We start from the raw sequence: 18,759 nt of genomic DNA on the forward strand, positions 1-18,759 counted from the left end.
TCCCGTACGCAAACGACGCTCAGCCCGGAAACCGGCCCGAGCTGCGCAGGGTCCAGCGGCGCTCCGCGTACGCCAGGTCGTCGCGCCACAGACGGCCCGCCGCCGCCCGCATCAGGGGCCGCAGCGCGGGCGCGGCGGCCTTGGCGGCGAGGAAACCGGGGCGCCCGGACGTGGCGATCACCGCTTCGACGACCGCGGTACGGGGGTGCCCTGCCCGGTCCGTGCCCAGCGGCGTCGCATGGGTCTCCACCACGGAACCCGCGCCTTCGCCATGGGTGATGTGCATGATGACGGTCCGCGGCTCCGGGGCGGTGAAGACCGCCCGCACCGGCACGACCGCGCGCCCCGCCACCTTGAAGGACACGTCGACGGTGAACGCGTCGTGCTGCGGGTCGTCCTGGTCGTCGTCCGGGAGGGGGGCCACGGTCAGATCGACGAAGGAGTACGGGTGGAACCACGCGCCGTGCCAGGGGTCGAGCCGGTTGGCGACGACGTCCTCGGGCTCGCAGCGCCCGCCCACCGTCATCACGGCCGCCACGCTGTGCGCGGGGTCGGGGCGCGGGGGGAGGACGGGCCGGTCCAGCGGCCGTTCGCCGCCGATGTCGTCGAGCCTGACCCAGAGCAGTACGCCGTCGTCGAAGGCCGGGTAGGGGCTCCAGCCCGCGAACGGCTGCCCGTCCAGGGACATGCCGTGCCAGTGACAGATCAGCGTGCCGCAGCGCACCGGGCTGTCCTTGAGCGGTGCGCCCAGGTGCGGGCAGGCGCCCGGGCCCGCCCGCAGCACCCCCTCGGCGTCACGCCACAGGACGAGCTCCCGCCCTGCCACCGTGCGGCCCAGCGGACGGTCGTCCCTGAGCTGCCGGGTAGCGCCCACCACGTACCAGTTGCCGGAGGGGCGGCTCTGGGCGCGCTTCAACGCGGCGGCGATGACGGCCGGTCGGGCTTCGCGCCACGTCGGGCGCTGGTCCTCCCAGGCGACGGGGCGACGGCGCAGCCGCAGGGGGTAGCGCCCGGGCTCGGGGGAGCGGCTGCCGCTCATACCGGTTCCTTCCGGGACGGTGGGGTGCACGCGCCGTCGGGCGACGGCGCGTGTCCGTGCGGGGCGGGCGGCAGCGCGGGGCCGCCGTCCTGACGGTGCCTCAGCCGTGCGGCGGCCACCCGGACCAGGCCGTCGCAGGCGACCATGGCGCGGCGGCGCCGGGCGACGACCGCCCGTCGGTGCAGGACGGCGTATCCGTCGTCGGCGATCGCGTCCAGGATCGCGCCGTACAGCACGAAGGCGGTGCGGATGCAGGGGCGTGCGACGGGATCGAGCATGGCCAGGCCCGGTGCCGCCGTGCGGTAGACGCCGCGGGTGAAGGAGGCGGCTGCCCGCAGCGCCTCGGTGACCCTGGGGTCGGTGCGTCCGGTGGTGCGGCTCCAGTGCAGCAGCGCGCGGTCGACGCCGTGCGCGGCGAGCAACTCCTGCGGCAGATAGGTCCGGCCGCGGTCCAGGTCCTCACCCACATCCCGCAAGAAGTTGGTGAGCTGGAAGGCGACACCGAGGGCGGCGGCGTGCGGGGCGGCCTCGGCACGGGGGACGACGGTGCCGAGCACGGGCAGCATCTGCAGACCGATGACGGCGGCCGAGCCGTGCATGTACCGCTCCAGATCCTGATAGGTGGGGTACTCGGTCACCTCCAGGTCAAGCCGCATGGACGTCATGAAGTCACTGAAGTGCTGCGGGTCGATGGCGTACCGGCGGGCGGTGTCGGCCAGGGCCGTCACGACGGGTTCGCTGCTCGACCCGGTCCGCATCCCCCGCTCCAACTGGTCCTGGAGCCGCCGCAGTGCCAGGGAGCGCTCGGCGGGTGCGGTGGTGACCTCCAGGTCGTCGACGATGTCGTCGGCCCACCGCGCGAAGCCGTACAGGGCGTGCACGGCGGGCCGTCGCTCCGGCGGCAGCAGCCGGGTCGCCAGGAAGTACGTCTTGCCGTGGCGGGCGTTGAGGCGTCGGCAGTGGCTGTAGGCGGCGCGCAGCACGGGGTCGGTGATCGCCGCCGCGTCCAGCTCCCGGGCGCTCATCCGTTCCCTGCCGTGATGCGCGCGGCGGCCAGCTTGCCGGAGATCAGGACCGTGGGCACGCCCACACCGGGCGTGGTGCCGCAGCCCGCGAGGACCGCGTTGTCCGTGCCCCGCACCAGGTTCCGGGGCCGGAAGGGGCCGGTCTGCGCGAAGGTGTGGGCGGCGGAGAACGGGGTGCCCGCGGCATGGCCCTGGGCTGTCCAGTCCGCGGGGGTCACCAGGCACTCCTCTTCGATGGCCGCGCCGATCCCGGTCAGTCCGCGCCGCTCCAGTTCGGCCAGGAGGCTGTCGCGGTAGCGGGGCGCGAGGTCGGTCCAGTCCCGTGCGGCGGGACCGATGGCGGTGTTGGGGCAGGGGGCAAGCACGTAGTGCAGATGGCGGCCCGGCGGGGCCAGGGCGGGATCGGTGGCCGTCGGCCGGGTGATGAGCAGGGACGGGTCGGACATGAGGTTCCCGGTGCGGGTCAGTTCGTCGAAGGTGCGTTTCCAGGCCGACCCGAAGGAGATCGTGTGGTGGGCCAGTCGGGGCCAGGTGCGGTCGGTGCCGAGGTGCAGGACCACGGCGGACGGCGAGTGCCGCAGCGGCGTCGGACGGCGCGGTGCGCGGCCCAGGAGTCCGTACGCGACGGGGAGGTCCGGGGTGAGGACCACCGCGTCGCAGGGGATGCGGTCCCGGTCGGTGACGACGGCCGTGATCCGGGAGCCGGACCGCTCCAGGTGCTGGACCGTGTGCCCGTACCGGAGGTCGGCGCCCGCGTGCGCGGCGGCGTCCGCCATGGCCCGCGGCAGGGCGTGCATGCCGCCCCGCGGGAAGTACACCCCGGCGACGGTGTCCATGTAGGCGATGACCGCATAGGCGGCCAGGGCCCTGGCCGGTGGCACGCCCGCGTACAGCGCCTGGAAGGAGAAGACCCGCCGCAGCCGCTCGTCGGAGATGAACGAGGCGATGCGTGCGTCCAGGCGCCCGAAGCCGCCAAGGGCGGCGAGCCGGGCCAGATCGGGGGTCAGCAGTTGCAGCGGCGAGTCGAAGTTGGCGTCGATGAACCGGCGCATCTGGAGGCGGTAGAGCCGCGTCAGCCAGGCGCGCAGCCGCCGGTACCCCACCGCCTGCCGGGCACCGGCGAAGCGTTCGATCTCGGCTTCCATGGCCTCTGGGGAGGTGTGCACGTCCAGTGCGCTGCCGTCGGCGAACCGGGCCCGGTAGGCGGGGTGCAGCGCCACGAGGTCCAGCCGGTCGCGCAGGCTCTCGCCCACCGCGGCGAAGGCGTCCTCGACGAGTTCCGGCATGGTCAGGACGGTGGGGCCGGTGTCGATCCGGTAGCCCGCCCGCTCCATCAACCCGGCCCGGCCGCCCGGGTGGTCGGCGCGTTCGACCACCGTGACCGCGCGGCCCGAGCCCAGCAGGTGCAGGGCGGCCGACAGGCCCGCGAGCCCCGCGCCCACGACGACGACATGGTCGGTCCGCCCAGGAATGGTCCTCATCGGCTCCCGCTCTCGGTCCGGGGGATGTGCAGGGCCGCCGTACCCTCGGCCGCGGGCAGACCGGCCACCCGGAGGAAGAGGTCGTGCAGTCGCCGTTCCGCGTGGGGGACCAGGACGCCGGAGGCGAGGTGGCGGTGCGCCTGCCGGACCAGACGGCGGATCTTGTCCTCGACGATCTGGCGGGCCCCGGTCGAAACGAACGCCTCCCGCACCCTGTGCACGTCGTCGTCGTCCAGGTCGGCCCGGCCCACACAGCGGGCGAGGAGCGCCAGCACGTCGTGGTCCGCCGCGGTCTCGGCCCGGGCGGTGGCCACGGCCAAGAGGTACGTTCCTTTGCCGTCGCGAATGTCGTCCCCGGAGGGCTTGCCGGTCTCCCCGGGCTCGCCGAACGCGCCGAAGAGGTCGTCCCGCAGCTGGAAGGCGATTCCGGCACAGCGACCCGCCGAGCACAGGGCGCGAGTCGCCGCCTCGTCGGCACCGGCCAGCGCCGCGCCGAACGCCAGCGGGCGTTCCACCGAGTACAGGGCGCTCTTGAGTGCGGCCGTCCGGACGGATCTGATCATCGACCGCGAACCGGTGGCCTGTGCCTGGAGGTCGAGGTACTGGCCCGCCACCATCTCCGCCCGCATGGCCTGCCACAGTCCGCGGACCCGGGGCGCCTGCGCCGCGTCGAGACCGGTCGCGGCGACCACGTCGTCGGCCCAGCTGAGCGCCAGATCACCGGCGAGGATCGCGGCGGCCACTCCGAAGGGCTGAGCCTGCCGTATGGAGGGGCCGTACTGATTCTGGAGTTGTACGTGGATGGCGTCCCGGCCCCGGCGCAGCGGTGAGCCGTCCATGACGTCGTCGTGCACCAGAGCGCACGTCTGGATGAGTTCGAGTCCCGCGGCCAGCTGCAGGGCCGCGTCCGCCTGACCGGGCCCGGCACCTCCCGCACACGCCCGCAGCCCCCACCACAGGAACCGGGAGCGAATGCGCTTTCCGCCGCGCAGGGTGAACCGGGCCACGCGGGCCGCGATGTCCCCCGCGAAGGTGGGGTCGATGGCCCTGGCTTCCTCCAGCCGTTGGTGGAGGATCTCCTCCAAAGTGCGCTGCACCGCGGCGGACACGTCGGCGTCGATGGCATGTGCGCCCTCGCGTGCGCCCTCGTGTGTGCTCTGCCGTGCGCCGTCGTGTGCGCCCTCACCACCCAGGGTGTTCTGCTTCGTCCCCTCTGCGGATCCCGAGCGCATGGAGCGTCCTCCCAGCCGTGGCACTGATCGATACGGGCTACAGAACGCTTCGGCCGCCGAGGGCCCCCCGGATGCACCCGCATGCCATGAACCGGCCCGTCACCGCCACGGCACGGGCGGAGGCGCCGCTACCGCCGCGCCCGCCCTCAACCCGCCGACATGGCCGTGGATTTGGCCATTTCATTACCGAATTTGGGTCGAAATCGCGTCACGCATCCGGACGTCGGCACGGCGGCCCCGACTCCGGGTCGTGGGTGCCCGCGAGCGGGGGGACCCGCATATGCCCTGGTCACAGGGCGTGTCCTCACCGTTACAGACGTGTGAGCGTTCACGGAATCGCCGATCCGGCGCCAAAGGGTGGCCACAAATTCCACACATCCCCTCTCCATGTCCGTCCCCATGCTCTAGATTGTCCGTGCTTCAGCTGTTCGGGCACGAGGCGACCATTAACTGATCAATAAGTCCGGCGCTACGGACGGCGAGCAGTCGCGTCTCCGGTGCCAGACGTGGGGGTGATCAATTTCCGGGGCCCGATTAGGGGCCTTGGGTGCGGGGAGCATCCGGGGTTTCGACGGGTTCCGGCACCGGTTCGAGAGTCTGGCCAGGCGTGCATTCGGTTGCCGCCAGGGGTGGGTTTTTCAAATAGCGCTGGAATAGCCGGGAAGTCATGCGCGTGGGGCGCGGTCTTCCCGCGGGGAGGAACGGCGCGGTGCGGGAGGCGGGGGCCTCCCGTGGGGAGGAAGAGAGCGGGGGGCGGGGGCCTCCCGGGGGGAGGGGACAGTGCTGGGCGAACACGTCGAACCACTGGGGACCTGGGGGGTTCTGTGCGGCAGGGGGGATTAGTCAGCCCGTTTCCGTCGGCGCGCAATCGTCTGACGAATGGAACAATCAACCAACCCGACCAACCCGCGACCGAATGGGAGCAGCGGTACCGACGTGCCGTGATCATCAGCGATACCGTAGCCACCGCTTTCGTAGTGGCGGGAATCGGTATCTTCTTCGGGGCCCGGGACGCGGCCAACTGGCACGAGAAGTGGGGCATTCTCGCATTCGGCACCGAGTTACTGGTGCTGGCAGCGCTTGCTATGAGCCGTGCGTGGGCTCCGTCCGTGCTCGGTCAAGGCGCCGAGGAATTCCGGCGGCTCGGACGCTCGCTGTTCACGGCCGTTGTCGTACTCGCGCTCGGCGGAATCGCCCTCACATCGCGGAACATCAAGCTCTGGATCTTCGTCGCGATCCCCGCGATCGGGCTCCTCACGATGACCGCGCGGTATCTGCTGCGTCTGCGGCTGCACAAGCAGCGGCAGGACGGCCGGTGTCTGCGACCGGTGCTCGCCGCCGGGAGCCCGGCCACCGTGCTGGACCTGATCAGCAGGGCCCGCAAGTTCCCGCATCTCGGCTGGCGGGTGGAGGCGGTGTGCACGGCGGACGGCCTCGGGCCCGACGGCGACCATCTGGACGGCGTGCCGATCGTCGGCGGCCTCACGGACGTCGCGGGCCACGTGCGCCGCGACGGCTACCGGGTCGTCGCGGTCACACCGGATCCGCACTGGTCACCTGACCGGCTCCAGCGGCTGGCCTGGAACCTCGAAGGCAGCGATGCCGAGATGGTCGTGGCCCCCGTCCTGATGGAGGTGGCGGGACCGCGGCTGCACGTCGACGCGGTGCTCGGCATCCCGCTGCTGCGGGTCAGCATGCCGACCTTCACCGGCGGCCGCCGGGTCGTCAAAGGGGTCGTCGACCGGATGGGCGCGGCGATCCTGCTGATGCTCTTCGCGCCGCTGATGGTGCTCGTCGCGCTGTTCGTCCTGGCGGACAGCCGGGGCGGGGCGGTCTACCGGCAGCGAAGAGTCGGCAAGGACGGCCGCGAGTTCACCATCTTCAAGTTCCGCACCATGGTCACCGGGGCACACAGCGCGCGTGCCCAGCTGGCCGACAGCAACGAGGGCGCAGGGCTGCTGTTCAAGCTCCGCCGTGACCCGCGGGTCACCCGGGTGGGAGCAGTGCTGCGCCGGTACTCGATCGACGAGCTCCCGCAGCTGTTCAACGTCCTCACCGGATCGATGTCGCTCGTCGGGCCGCGGCCTCCGCTGCCGGAGGAGTCCGCCGCGTACGGCCCGGACATCCGGCGGCGGTTGCTGGTCAAGCCGGGGCTCACCGGACTGTGGCAGATCAGCGGGCGCAGCGACCTGCCGTGGGAGGAGGCGGTCCGCCTCGACCTGAGGTACGTCGAGGACTGGTCGCTCGCACTCGACACGGTGATCTTGTGGAAGACACTGCGCGCGGTGATCCACGGGCAGGGGGCGTACTGATGCGCGGGGACCGGCGTCCGACAGGGGCGCGTACAGCAGGCCGGTAGGGCCTGCCTGGGGGGAGTAAGCAGTCATGAAGATCAGCGTTTTCGGGCTCGGCTATGTGGGCTGTGTGTCGGCCGCGTGCCTGGCCGGTATGGGGCACGAGGTCATCGGTGTCGACGTGAACCAGGTGAAGGTCGACCTGGTCAACGACGGCAAGGCCCCGGTGGTCGAGGAGCGGATCGGCGAGCTCACCGCCGAGGCCGTGCGGACCGGTGCGCTGCGCGCCACCGCCGACGTCCGCGAGGCGATCATGAACAGCGAGGTGTCGCTGATCTGCGTCGGCACGCCGTCGGAGCCCAACGGCAGCCTGTGCACCACGTACTTGGAGCGCGTCACCGAACAGATCGGTGCCGCGCTGGCCGAGCGGGGCGGACGGCAGACCGTCGTGTTCCGCAGCACCATGCTGCCCGGCACCTGTCTGAACCTGCTCGTGCCGATCCTGGAGAAGCACGTCGGTGGCACGGCAGGGGCGGACTTCGGGGTCGCGGTCAACCCGGAGTTCCTGCGCGAGGGCACGAGCGTGCGGGACTTCTTCGACCCGCCCAAGACCGTCATCGGCGAGCTCGACCCGGCGAGCGGCGACGCGGTGGCGGCACTGTACGAAGGGCTGCCCGGCGAGGTGTTCCGGGTGCCGGTCCCGACGGCCGAGGCGATCAAGTACGCGGACAACGCGTTCCACGGCCTGAAGATCGGCTTCGCGAACGAACTGGGCGCGGTGTGCCAGGCGCTCGGTGTGGACTCGCACCAGGTCATGGACGTGTTCATGGCCGACCGCAAGCTGAACATCAGCCCCGCCTACCTGCGGCCCGGCTTCGCCTTCGGCGGCTCCTGCCTGCCCAAGGACCTGCGCAGCCTGGTCCACGCCGCGCAGCGGGCCGACGTCTCGGTGCCCATCCTCGCCCATGTGCTGCCGTCCAACGCCGACCATCTGCAGCGCGCGGTGGAGCTGGTCGAGCGCACCGGCAAGCGCCGGGTGGGCCTGTTCGGCCTCTCCTTCAAGCCCGGCACCGACGACCTCCGCGAGAGCCCACTCGTGGAACTGGCGGAGAGACTCTTCGGCAAGGGTTACGACCTGCGTATCTACGACGCCAACGTAAGCCTGTCCCGGCTGATCGGCGCGAACCGCGAGTACATCGAGACCCGGCTGCCGCACCTCGCGCAGCTGCTCGCGGACTCCGTCGACGAGGTGCTGGAGCACGCCGACGTATGCCTGGTCGGAACCAGGGATCCCGCCGTGCTCTCGGCCCTGCCTCACGGCGAAGGACCGGTTCTCATCGACCTCATCCACCTTCCCGACGCCGCTGCGCGCCGGGCCGAACCTGGGTACGTGGGCCTTGCTTGGTGATGCAACACATGGCGGCCGGACCGGCCGCCGAGCGCTGATTCTGGTGGAGAACCTGTCCGTCCCGTTCGACCGGCGGGTGTGGCAGGAGTGCACGACGCTTCGCGACGCGGGATGGACGGTGCACGTCATCTGTCCCCAGGGGAGCAAGCGGGACACCGAGCCGGAGGCGGTGATCGACGGGGTGCGGATCCACCGCTACCCGTTGCGCGCCGCCACCGGAGGACCGGCCGGCTATCTGCGGGAGTACGGCTCGGCGTTGTGGCACACGGCCCGGCTGGCCCGCAAGGTCGGCCCGGTCGATGTGGTGCACGCCTGCAACCCGCCCGACCTGTTGTTCCTGCCTGCCCTGTGGCTGAAGCGGAGCGGTGCGCGGTTCGTGTTCGACCAGCACGACCTGGTGCCCGAGCTGTACCTCTCCCGGTTCGACCGGGGCGAGGACCTGCTCTACCGCGGTGTGTGCGCGCTGGAACGGATGACCTACCGGGCCGCGGACGTCGTGCTCGCCACCAACGAGAGCTACCGGGACGTCGCGGTGCGCCGCGGCGGCAAGAAACCGGCGGACGTCTTCGTGGTGCGCAGCGCGCCCCAGGTCGACCGGTTCCAACCGGTGCCGCCCGAGCCGGAGTTGAAGCGCGGCAAGCCTCATCTGCTGTGCTATCTCGGCGTGATGGGCCCGCAGGACGGCGTCGACTACGCCCTGCGGTCCCTCGCGAAGCTCCGCGACGACCTCGGCAGGACCGACTGGCACGCGGTGTTCGTCGGCGCGGGCGACGCCTTCGACGCGATGGTGGAGCTGTCCGGGCGGCTCGGACTCTCCGAGCAGGTGCAGTTCACCGGGCGCATCCCGGACGCCGACCTGGTGCGCTACCTCTCCACCGCGGACGTCTGCCTCTCGCCCGACCCGCGCAATCCGCTCAACGACGTGTCGACCATGAACAAGGTCCTGGAGTACATGGCGATGGGCCGCCCGATCGTCTCGTTCGATCTGCGGGAGGCCCGGGTCTCCGCCGGTGACGCCGCCGTCTACGCGCCCGCCAACGACGAGGCGCGGTTCGCCGAGCTCATCACGGTGCTGCTCGACGACCCGGAGAAGCGGGCCCGGATGGGCAAGATCGGCCAGGAGCGGATCGGCGGACAGCTCTCCTGGCAGAACTCCCAGCGCTCGCTGCTCGCCGCCTACACCGCCGCCTGCCGTGACCGTGCTTCGGTGCCGACGGGCGCCCCGGGACGTATGGGGAGGAGGCCGCACCGTTGAGCGACGACACGATACGCCTGGCCACGATCGGCCGGATCCTCCGTCGGCGCTGGCGGCTCCTGGCCGTACTCGCCGTGGTGGGCGCGCTCTTCGGTTACGGCACCTCGGTGCTGCTCTTCCCGCCGCGGTACACGGCGTCGGCATCCGTCCTGCTGCCCGGGCAGTGGGAGGAACGCGAACTGCTCACCCAGGCGCAGGTCGCAACGAGTTCGTCGGTGGTCGACCGCGCGGCCGCCGAGCTCGGCTGGAAGGGCGTCAGCGCCGCCGAGCTGAAGGACAAAGTGAGTGCCAAGGCCACCGACGGGAACATCATCAAGATTTTGGGTACGGCCGAGAGCCCGGAGCGCGCACAGCAGCTCTCCGACCGCATGGCCCAGCAGTTCGTCGCCTTCTCCGCACGGCTCACCGGCGGCAACACCGACAGCGGAGCGGACACCGGTCCCGAGGCGCTGCGCAAGAAGATCGAGGCGACCAACCGCCGCATCAGCGACCTGGCCGAGGCGGCCGACCCGGGACGGACCGTGGAAGGCGTCCAGGCCCGCACCTCGCTCGAGAAACTGCGCGCCTCGCTGGAGGAGGCCATGAAGAAGCTGGACCAGGCCGAAACCGTGTCCAGCAAGGCAGGCATGGTCGTCATGGGGCCCTCGCCCCGGCCGACCGGCGAGGCACCACCGACGAGAAACCAGCTCATGATCGGCGGGGCGGCGCTGTTCCTGGTGGCCGCCGTCATCGGCCACCTCGCCGCCGCCCGCATGAACCGCAGGCTGCGCACGGAACCCGAGATCGCCGCGGCGCTGAGCACGGAGCTGCTCGGCACCGTCGACGTACCCGGGGACCGGCACATCCACGCGGAGGGCGGCGGCATGCGGGCCCGAATCCGCCGAATCCTCGGCACCGACACCCGGTGGGACACACCGGTCCCGCAGCGATCGGGCGACGAGGCGAGCAGACGGATCCGCTACCGGCGCGTGTGCGCCCGCCTTCGCAACAAGCTGCCCGCCCCCCGGCGCCTGCTGGTCGTCGTCCCCGACGGCGACGAGATCGCCCGCCGGGCCGCGGACCAGCTCGTCACCGAGGCCGCGAGTGACCCCTCGGCCACCGGCGCGAACAGGGGACACCCCATGCTCCGCGTCGTCGAGGTCCCGGTGACCCGGCCGATGGTGCCGGACCGCGACACCGAGTCCGGTGCCCTGGTCGTGCTCAGCGCGGGCAGCTGGACCGCGGGCGAGCTCGCAGGCATAGCCGAGGCGTGTGCGGACGGCAGGCACGAGGTCGTCGGCGTCGTCGTCGCCGGCGCCGTCCGGGCCCGACCGGCACGCTCCGCCGACCAGCCTCCGGAGAAGGCCACCCTGGCCCTCGCCGTGCGCGGCGACGCGACGGGAGGTTCGGCGTGATGACGAGCGCGACCGCGGACGCGCCGACGGCCACTCCGCTCTTCGACCTCCAGGCGCTGGTGGTGTCGGTGCGCAGGCGCCGCCGCCTCTGGTGCTCCCTGGCACTCCTCGGACTGCTGATCGGCGCGGTGCTCGCGGTCGCGATGCCGCCGCCGCCCAGCGCGGCGACCAAGGTGCTTGTCGCGCACCAGGAGGACCAGCCCAACGACACCGGAACACTGATCCGCACCGACGTCCAGCTGCTGGGGACCACCCGGATCGCGGGCGAGGCCCTGAAGTCCCTCAAGTCCTCCGAGAAACCGGCAGACTTCCTCCGGGACTACCGGGGCACCGGCCTCACCAACAACCTGATGCAGATCGATGTGACGGGTGCGAGCGAAGCCGACGCGGTGGCCCGGGCCAAGGCGCTGGCCGACGCGTTCGTCGCGGACCACGTGCGGCGGATGCAGAAGGCCGCGAAGGCAGAGGCCAAGGCCCTGCGCGACCAGCGTGACCGCATGCGGGAAGAGCTCGCCCAGGTCAACAAGGCGATAGGAAACAGGTCGCCGGAGAGTGCCCCGCAGGACTCGGCGAGCATCGAGTCGCTCTTCTCCCGGCGGGCCGAACTCACCTCGCGCATAGCCGACTTCGGCCAGCGCGCCGAGGAAGCGGGCATGGGCACGCCCAAGCTCGTCGCCGGTACGCAGATCGTGGACGCCCCGCGCGCGGTGCAGTACTCCATGCCCAGGTCCGTCGCCACCAAGGCCGGGATCGGGCTCGTCCTCGGGCTCGTCCTCGGTCTCGCGGTCGCCGCCGTCAGTTCGGTGGTGGCGGACCGCCCCGTGCTGCGCAGGGAGATCGCGGCGAACCTGGGCGCCTCGGTCATCGCCGAAATGCGCAGGGTGCACAGCAGGCCGGGCGGACTGTGGCCGTTCCGAAGCGCCAGGGCGGCCCGCGAACGGCTCACCGTGACCCTGGCCCGCACCGCACGCCGGTCCAGAGAACCGGTGTCGCTGCTGGAGCTGGGCTGTGCGCGCAGTGCGAGCGCCATCGCCCTGGACGTCGCGGGGGAACTGGCGACGGAGGAACCCGTGGTCGTCATCGACGGCCTGCCCGGCACGGAGCTCGCCAACAGCCGCCGGACACCGGGGGACGTGACCGTGGTCAGCGGCGCACGTGCCGCGGGCGTGTCGCACCAGACGCGCAGGCTCGGCGTCGGCTCGGTCGCGCCCGGCACCGCGTGGACCGACCTCCAGTACCTCGGCAGCCAGACCGTGCTCGTCGTACGGGCCGGGCACGGCAGCGCCGCATGGCTGCACACCGTGGCGCGGCAGCTCGCGGACCAGCGCATTCCGGTGATCGGTGTGGTGCTGATCGACCCCGATCCGCGTGACCGGTCCGACGGCACGCTGTGGGACGGGCTGCACACCGCGCTGCGCGGCCCTCATGAGCGGCCGGTCCGGCAGAGCGGGACGAGCCAGCAGCGGACGGAACGGTCGTCGATGTCGGCCGCACGGGTCCCGTACAGCGATCAGGAGGCCAGGTAGACATGTGCGGCATCGCAGGGACTTACCTATGGCCGGACGGGAAGGCCGTGACCGACCGGCTCACCGACGTCCTGGCCCACCGCGGTCCGGACGCGGCGGGCCGGTACGGCCACCCCGTCGGTGACGGCGAGGTGCAGCTCGGGCACCGCCGTCTCTCCATCATCGACCTGACCGAGACCGGCGCCCAGCCGATGGTCTCGGACGGCCTCTGCCTCACCTACAACGGCGAGTTGTACAACGCGCCCGAACTCCGCGCCGAACTGGCGGGCGCCGGGGTGCGCTTCCGCGGCACCTCCGACACCGAGGTGCTGCTCGAGGCCTGGCGGCGCTGGGGCACGGACTGCCTGCCCCGGCTGCGCGGCATGTTCGCGTTCGCCGTCTTCGACGAGCGCACCGGTGAACTGGTGCTCGTCCGCGACCAGCTCGGCATCAAACCGCTGTTCCTGCTCAGACGCGGCGGGGGCCTGGTGTTCGCCTCCGAACTGAAGGCGCTCGCCGCCGTCACCGGCGGATCGCTCGAGGTGGACCAGGCGGCGCTGGTGGCCTCGCTGCTCTACTACTGGGTGCCGGACTCGCGCTGCGCGTACCGCGAGGCGGAGAAGCTGCCGCCGGGCAGCTGGCTCAAGGTCGGGCCCGACGGGCGGGTGGAGCGCGGCAAGTTCTGGAACCTGAAGGACGTCGCGGCCGAGGGGCAGGAGCGGGCCCGCGGCGGCGAGTTGCCGGACCTGGCCGCCGTCGTCGAGGAGTCGACGAAGCAGCACCTGCTCTCCGACGTCCCCGTGGCGACCTTCCTCTCCGGCGGTCTCGACTCCAGCTACCTGACCGCGCTGGCGGCCCGCCACCAGCCGGGGATCTCCGCCTACACCATCGGATTCCGCGCCGAGGACGCCAAGTTCGAGGCGATGCCGGACGACCTGCGCTACGCCCGGCAGGTCGCCCGACGGTTCGGCGTCGACCTGCACGAGATCGAGATCGCGCCGAACGTGCTCGACCTGCTGCCGCAGATGACGCACTCCCTGGACGAGCCGATCGGCGACCCCGCCGCGATCAACACCTATCTGATCTGCACCGCCGCCCGGGAGGCCGGGGTGAAGGTGATGCTCTCCGGGATGGGCGCCGACGAGCTGTTCGCCGGGTACCGCAAGCACCTCGCCAACAAGATCGCGCTGCGCTACCAGCGCGTCCCACGGCCGCTGCGGCGCGGGGTGTACGCGGCCGTGGACCGGCTGCCGGTCGCCACGGCCCGCCGCGGGTACCGGTCGGTGCGGTTCGCGAAGCGGTTCCTCTCCTTCGCCGAACTGCCGGAGGAGACCGCGTTCCGGCGCAGCTACACCATGTACGACCAGGACGAGCTGCTCGCCCTGGTCAATCCGGACCTGGCAGGGACGGTCGACGACGTACTGACCGAGCACGCGGACATCTACGCGGACAACGAACTCGACGACTTCGTCAACCGCATGTGCCTCGGTGACTCCAGGATGTTCCTGCCGGGCCTGAACCTCACCTACACCGACCGCTCCAGCATGGCCGCATCGACCGAGGTCCGGGTGCCCTACGTGGACGTCGAGGTGGTCAGGGCGGCGTTCGCGTTCCCCGGCGCCCGCAAGATCGCCGGGCGGCAGGGCAAGGCCGTCCTCAAGGAGGCGGCCACCTCGATCCTGCCCAAGGAGATCGTCTATCGGCCCAAGGGCCTGTTCAGCGCCCCGCTGCGGGCCTGGATGAGCCGGGACCTCGCGCCGCTGGTGCGCGAGGTGATCAACGAAGGCGAGCTCGTCAAGTCCGGTTTCCTGCGCCGCGACGCGCTTCGGCGGATGGTCGCCGAGGACGCCGCCGGGCAGCAGGACTTCTCCAAGCATCTCTGGCATGTGCTGACCCTCGAGTACTGGTACCGCGCTGCCGTGTCCAAGCAGTCCAAGGAGTTCGTGTGAAGCAAGTGGTGCAGAACTACAAGAGCGGCGAGCTGGCGCTGCTCGACGTGCCCGTGCCGGGCTGCAAGCCGGACGGTGTGCTGGTGCGGAGCGCCTACTCGCTGATCTCCACCGGAACCGAGCTCATGAAGGTGTCGGAGGCCGGGATGTCGATGGTGGGCAAGGCCCGCTCCCGGCCCGACCAGGTGGCCAAGGTGATGCAGAGCGTGGCCACCAACGGGGTGCCCGCCACGTACCGCAAGGTGATGGGCAAGCTCGACTCCTACACGCCGCTCGGCTATTCGCTGTGCGGGGTGGTCGAGCAGGTCGGCGCCGGGATCGACGACGTGAAGGTCGGCGACCTGGTGGCCTGCGCGGGCAACGAACACGCGTTGCACGCCGAGCTGAACTGGGTGCCGAAGAACCTCTACACCCCGGTGCCGGAGGGCCTCGCGCCGCGGCACGCGGCCTTCGGCACCGTCGGGTCGATCGCGATGCAGGGCGTCCGCCAGGGCGAGCCGCAGCTCGGCGAGGTGGCACTGGTGATCGGCCTCGGGCTGATCGGCCAGCTGGTGGTGCAGCTCCTCACCGCCGCGGGGGTCCGCGTCGTCGGGGCCGACCCCGACCCGGCGCGCTGCGAGCTCGCCGCCCGCCTCGGCGCCGCGGCCTGCGGCGATCCCGCGTCCGCGGCCGTGGAGGCCGCCGTCGTCGAACTCACCGCCGGGCACGGAGTGGACCAGGTGTATCTGGCCGCGGGCGGCGGCAGCAACCAGCCCGTCGAGCTGGCCGCCCACCTCAGCAGGGACCGCGGCCGGGTCGTCGACATCGGCAAGTGCCGCCTGGACCTGCCGTGGAACGCGTACTACGAGAAGGAGCTCGACGTCCGGTTCTCCCGTTCGTACGGCCCCGGGCGCTACGACCCGGCGTACGAACTCGAAGGGCGGGACTACCCGATCGGCTATGTGCGCTGGACCGAGCGCCGCAACCTGGCGTGCTTCCTCGACCTCGTCGCCCGCGGCAGCGTCGACGTGGAGCCCCTGATCTCCCACATCGCCGACTTCGACGACGCCGTCGCGACGTACCAGCGCCTGAAGGACGGCGACCTCAAGGCCGTCGCCGTGCTGTTCCGCTACCCCGAACACACGGAAGAGGCGCAGGAAGCGGCGGCCCCGGCGGGGGCCGTGCCCGCGGTGAAGCTGCGCAGCAGCTCCGTGCCCGCATCGGCCCGCGCCCTCAAGTCGCCGGTGCGGCTCGCGTTCGTCGGCGCGGGCAACTACGCCACGTCCATGCTGCTGCCGCACCTGACCGGGCGCGACGGCGTCAAACTGTCGACCGTCGTCACCACGACGGCGCTCTCCGCGGCCAACGCGAAGCGCAAGTTCGGCTTCGACGAGGCGACCACCGACCTCGACGCCGTGCTCGGCGACAAGTCCATCGACGCGGTCTTCGTGGTCACCCGGCACAGCTCGCACGCCGAACTGACCAAGAAGGCGCTGCACGCGGGCAAGGCCGTGTTCGTGGAGAAGCCCCTGGCCCTCGGCGAGGACGAGCTGGCCGGTGTCCTCGAAGCGGTGGAGGAGTCCGGCAACGACCGGCTCCAGGTGGGCTTCAACCGCCGGTTCGCACCGCTGCTGCAGGAGGCCAGGAAGCGCTTCGGCGCCCGCACGGGACCGGCCAGCGTCCGCTACCTGGTCAACGCGGGCCGTCTGCAGCACGGCAGTTGGTACCTCCAGCAGGGCAGCGAGGGCACGCGGTTCGCCGGTGAGGGCGGGCACTTCATCGACACGGTGAGCTGGCTGCTCGGGGCCGATCCGATATCGGTGTACGCGCTCGCCACGCCCGGCAACGAGGACCTCCAGGTCGTGCTGAGCTACCCGGGCGGGTCCACCGCCACCATCAGCTATGTGACCTCGGGACCTGCCAGCCTCCCCAAGGAGACGCTGGACCTGGTCGCGGACGGCAAGGCGCTGCGGCTCGACGACTTCGTCCGCGCCTCGGTGTTCCTCGACGGCACGGCAGGCCGCAAGCGGTGGGTCAGCTCGCGGCTGCCCAAGGCCAGGGACAAGGGCCAGGAGGCCGAACTGGCCGCGTTCATCAGGGCCGTGCGGACCGGCGGGCCGATGCCGGTGCCGCTGGAGTCACTGGTCGCCACCACGGCGGCCACCCTCGCCGTGCAGGCCGGTCTGGCCGCCGGTGCGCCGGTGACGCTGGCGGGGGCGCGATGACCGTGAGTTCGGGAGGTCCAGGCTGGTACCTGCGGCGGCTGTCCCGGATGGGGCCGCGGGAGATCGGCGGCCGCGTCGGTGACGCGGTGCGCAGGCGGCGGTGGCGGTCGGCGCCGCCCGCCTGCCCGACCCTGGCAGACCCCCGGTTCACCTCGGTACTGCCCGCGGGGGCGCTCGCCGCCGTGCCGCCGGAGGCCGCGAAACGGCTCGTCGCCGAGGCGGACCGGCTGATGGCAGGGCACGTCACGTACTTCGGTGTGGACCGCGACGACCTGACCGAGCCGGACTGGTGGTACGACCCGAAGACCGAGCGCCGCGCTCCGTGGGGCTACGCCTTCGACGTGCCGTACCGCAACGAGGACGCGGTCGGCGACATCAAGCAGATCTGGGAGCTGTCCCGGCACCAGTACCTGACCGTGCTCGCCGCCGCCTACGCGATCACCGGGGAGGAGCGGTACGCGGAGCGCGTGGCCGAGCACCTGCGGTCGTGGTGGGCGGCGAACGCGCCGCTGCGCGGGGTGCACTGGATCAGCGGCATCGAGCTGGGGATCCGGCTGCTCTCCTGGGTGTGGATCCGCAGGCTGCTCGACGCCTGGCCGGGCGCGGCCGAGTTGTTCGAGAAGAACCCGGTGGCGATCAATCAGATCTGGCACCACCAGCGCTGGCTGGCCGCCTTCCCGAGCCGCGGGTCGTCGGCGAACAACCACATCATCGCCGAGGCCGCCGGACAGGCGGCCGCGGCCTGCGCGTTCGACTGGTTCCCCGCCTCGGAGCGCTGGCGCGACGGCGCGCTGCGGTCGCTGGAACGGCACCTGCGCAGCAACACCTTCCCCTCCGGCCTCAACCGCGAGCTGGCCAGCGAGTACCACGGGCTCGTCCTGGAGCTCGGCCTGGCCGCGGTGGCCGAGGCGGATGTTGCAGGTGTGCCGGTCCCCGGGGCCACGCGCCTCGTGCTGCTGCGCATGACCGACGCGCTCGCGGCCGTCGTGGACAACCGGCTGCGGCCGCCGCGGCAGGGGGACGCCGACGACGGGCACGGACTGATCGTGGACGGCGCGGGCACCGACCGCTGGGCCTCGCTCCTCGCCACCGGCGACGCCGTGTTCGGATCCCTCCCTTGGTGGCCGGAGGCGACCGGCTCCGATGTGCGCACCCCGCTCCTTGCCGCGCTGATCCGGCCGTACGCGAAGGGGGGAGCCGCGCCGACGGTGACCCGTCCGGCCGACAGGCCCGCCCACTTCGCCGACGCGGGCATGACGATCCTGCGCGGCCCGGCGGGGATCTGGTGCCGCTGCGACGGCGGTCCGCACGGCTTCCTCTCCATCGCCGCGCACGCCCACGCGGACGCGCTGTCCGTGGAGGTCCGGCACGACGGGGTCGACGTGCTCGCCGACCCGGGGACGTTCTGCTATCACGGGCAGCCCCATTGGCGGCAGTACTTCCGCTCGACCCTCGGCCACAACACCCTGGAGCTGGACGCCGCCGACCAGTCCGTCTCCGGCGGCCCGTTCCTGTGGACCCGGCAGGCCCGCAGCCGCGTCCTGGTCGCGGACCCCACCGGTGAAGGAGCGGCCCGCTGGTGCGCCGAGCACGACGGCTACCAGCCCTCCGTGCACCGCCGCCGGGTGGAACTGGCCGCCGAGAGCGGGGAGTTGCGGGTCGTCGACGAGGTGCGCGGTCCGCACCGGGCCGTGCGGCTGGCGTTCCACCTCGGCCCTGCGATCACCGCGGAGCTGGCGGGGAACCGGGCCGCGCTCACCTGGACCCGGGACGGCGAGGAGCGCTCCGCGGTGCTCGACCTGCCGGGGCAGCTGCACTGGCGCGAACACCGCGGCGAGAGCGACCCGCCGCTCGGCTGGTACTCCGCGGGCTTCGGGCGCAAGGAACCCTCCACCACGCTGATCGGCACCGGTTTCGCCGACGGCGTGCAGGGGTTCACCACCGTACTCAGGTTCCGTGGTTAGGAGGGGACG

The 18,759-nt window shown here is 71.9% G+C and carries 12 protein-coding genes; 8 read left to right on the forward strand and 4 right to left on the reverse strand.

The window, feature by feature from the left end; all coding sequences use genetic code 11:
- Positions 1–19 precede the first annotated feature (19 nt).
- Genes AC068B_RS19140 through AC068B_RS19155 form a run of 4 tightly spaced genes read right to left on the reverse strand, consistent with a single transcriptional unit; the run spans position 20 to position 4,777 of the window.
- On the reverse strand, positions 20–1,039 hold the full coding sequence (locus AC068B_RS19140; RefSeq protein WP_478672761.1) for a Rieske (2Fe-2S) protein: 1,020 nt from the start codon (positions 1,037–1,039) through the stop codon (positions 20–22).
- Positions 1,036–2,064 carry a phytoene/squalene synthase family protein gene (locus AC068B_RS19145; protein ID WP_478672762.1) on the reverse strand — a complete coding sequence of 343 codons (1,029 nt, stop codon included), beginning with the start codon at positions 2,062–2,064 and terminating at the stop codon, positions 1,036–1,038. The genes AC068B_RS19140 and AC068B_RS19145 overlap by 4 nt, the downstream gene beginning before the upstream one ends.
- A complete protein-coding gene (locus AC068B_RS19150) occupies positions 2,061–3,545 on the reverse strand; it encodes a phytoene desaturase (RefSeq protein ID WP_478672763.1) in 1,485 nt (494 codons plus the stop codon). Before AC068B_RS19150 ends, AC068B_RS19145 begins: the two co-directional genes overlap by 4 nt.
- Entirely contained in the window at positions 3,542–4,777 is a 1,236-nt protein-coding gene (locus tag AC068B_RS19155; protein WP_478672765.1) for a polyprenyl synthetase family protein, read from the reverse strand. Before AC068B_RS19155 ends, AC068B_RS19150 begins: the two co-directional genes overlap by 4 nt.
- Positions 4,778–5,601: 824 nt before the next feature.
- Here AC068B_RS19155 and AC068B_RS19160 point away from each other — a divergent pair.
- The 8 genes from AC068B_RS19160 (at position 5,602) to AC068B_RS19195 (ending at position 18,750) form a co-directional block, all read left to right on the forward strand.
- Positions 5,602–7,089, forward strand: coding sequence for a sugar transferase (locus AC068B_RS19160; protein WP_478672766.1), 1,488 nt, complete (start codon positions 5,602–5,604; stop codon positions 7,087–7,089).
- Positions 7,090–7,162: 73 nt separating this feature from the next.
- The gene (locus AC068B_RS19165) at positions 7,163–8,479 is read left to right on the forward strand and encodes a nucleotide sugar dehydrogenase (RefSeq protein WP_468561737.1); all 1,317 of its coding nucleotides are present in this window, start codon (positions 7,163–7,165) and stop codon (positions 8,477–8,479) included.
- Positions 8,469–9,734 (forward strand): glycosyltransferase family 4 protein, encoded by a 1,266-nt coding sequence (locus AC068B_RS19170; RefSeq protein WP_478672767.1) that lies wholly within the window; start codon positions 8,469–8,471, stop codon positions 9,732–9,734. Before AC068B_RS19165 ends, AC068B_RS19170 begins: the two co-directional genes overlap by 11 nt.
- Positions 9,731–11,128 (forward strand): Wzz/FepE/Etk N-terminal domain-containing protein, encoded by a 1,398-nt coding sequence (locus tag AC068B_RS19175; RefSeq protein ID WP_478672769.1) that lies wholly within the window; start codon positions 9,731–9,733, stop codon positions 11,126–11,128. The genes AC068B_RS19170 and AC068B_RS19175 overlap by 4 nt, the downstream gene beginning before the upstream one ends.
- Positions 11,128–12,654, forward strand: coding sequence for a Wzz/FepE/Etk N-terminal domain-containing protein (locus tag AC068B_RS19180; protein ID WP_478672770.1), 1,527 nt, complete (start codon positions 11,128–11,130; stop codon positions 12,652–12,654). The genes AC068B_RS19175 and AC068B_RS19180 overlap by 1 nt, the downstream gene beginning before the upstream one ends.
- A gap of 2 nt (positions 12,655–12,656) precedes the next feature.
- Positions 12,657–14,582 (forward strand): asparagine synthase (glutamine-hydrolyzing), encoded by a 1,926-nt coding sequence (gene asnB, locus AC068B_RS19185; RefSeq protein ID WP_478672772.1) that lies wholly within the window; start codon positions 12,657–12,659, stop codon positions 14,580–14,582.
- Positions 14,579–16,786, forward strand: coding sequence for a bi-domain-containing oxidoreductase (locus tag AC068B_RS19190; RefSeq protein ID WP_478672773.1), 2,208 nt, complete (start codon positions 14,579–14,581; stop codon positions 16,784–16,786). Before asnB ends, AC068B_RS19190 begins: the two co-directional genes overlap by 4 nt.
- Entirely contained in the window at positions 16,783–18,750 is a 1,968-nt protein-coding gene (locus AC068B_RS19195) for a heparinase II/III family protein (protein ID WP_478672775.1), read from the forward strand. Before AC068B_RS19190 ends, AC068B_RS19195 begins: the two co-directional genes overlap by 4 nt.
- Positions 18,751–18,759: the final 9 nt, after the last annotated feature.

Source organism: Streptomyces sp. NPDC042371 (assembly GCF_056437465.1).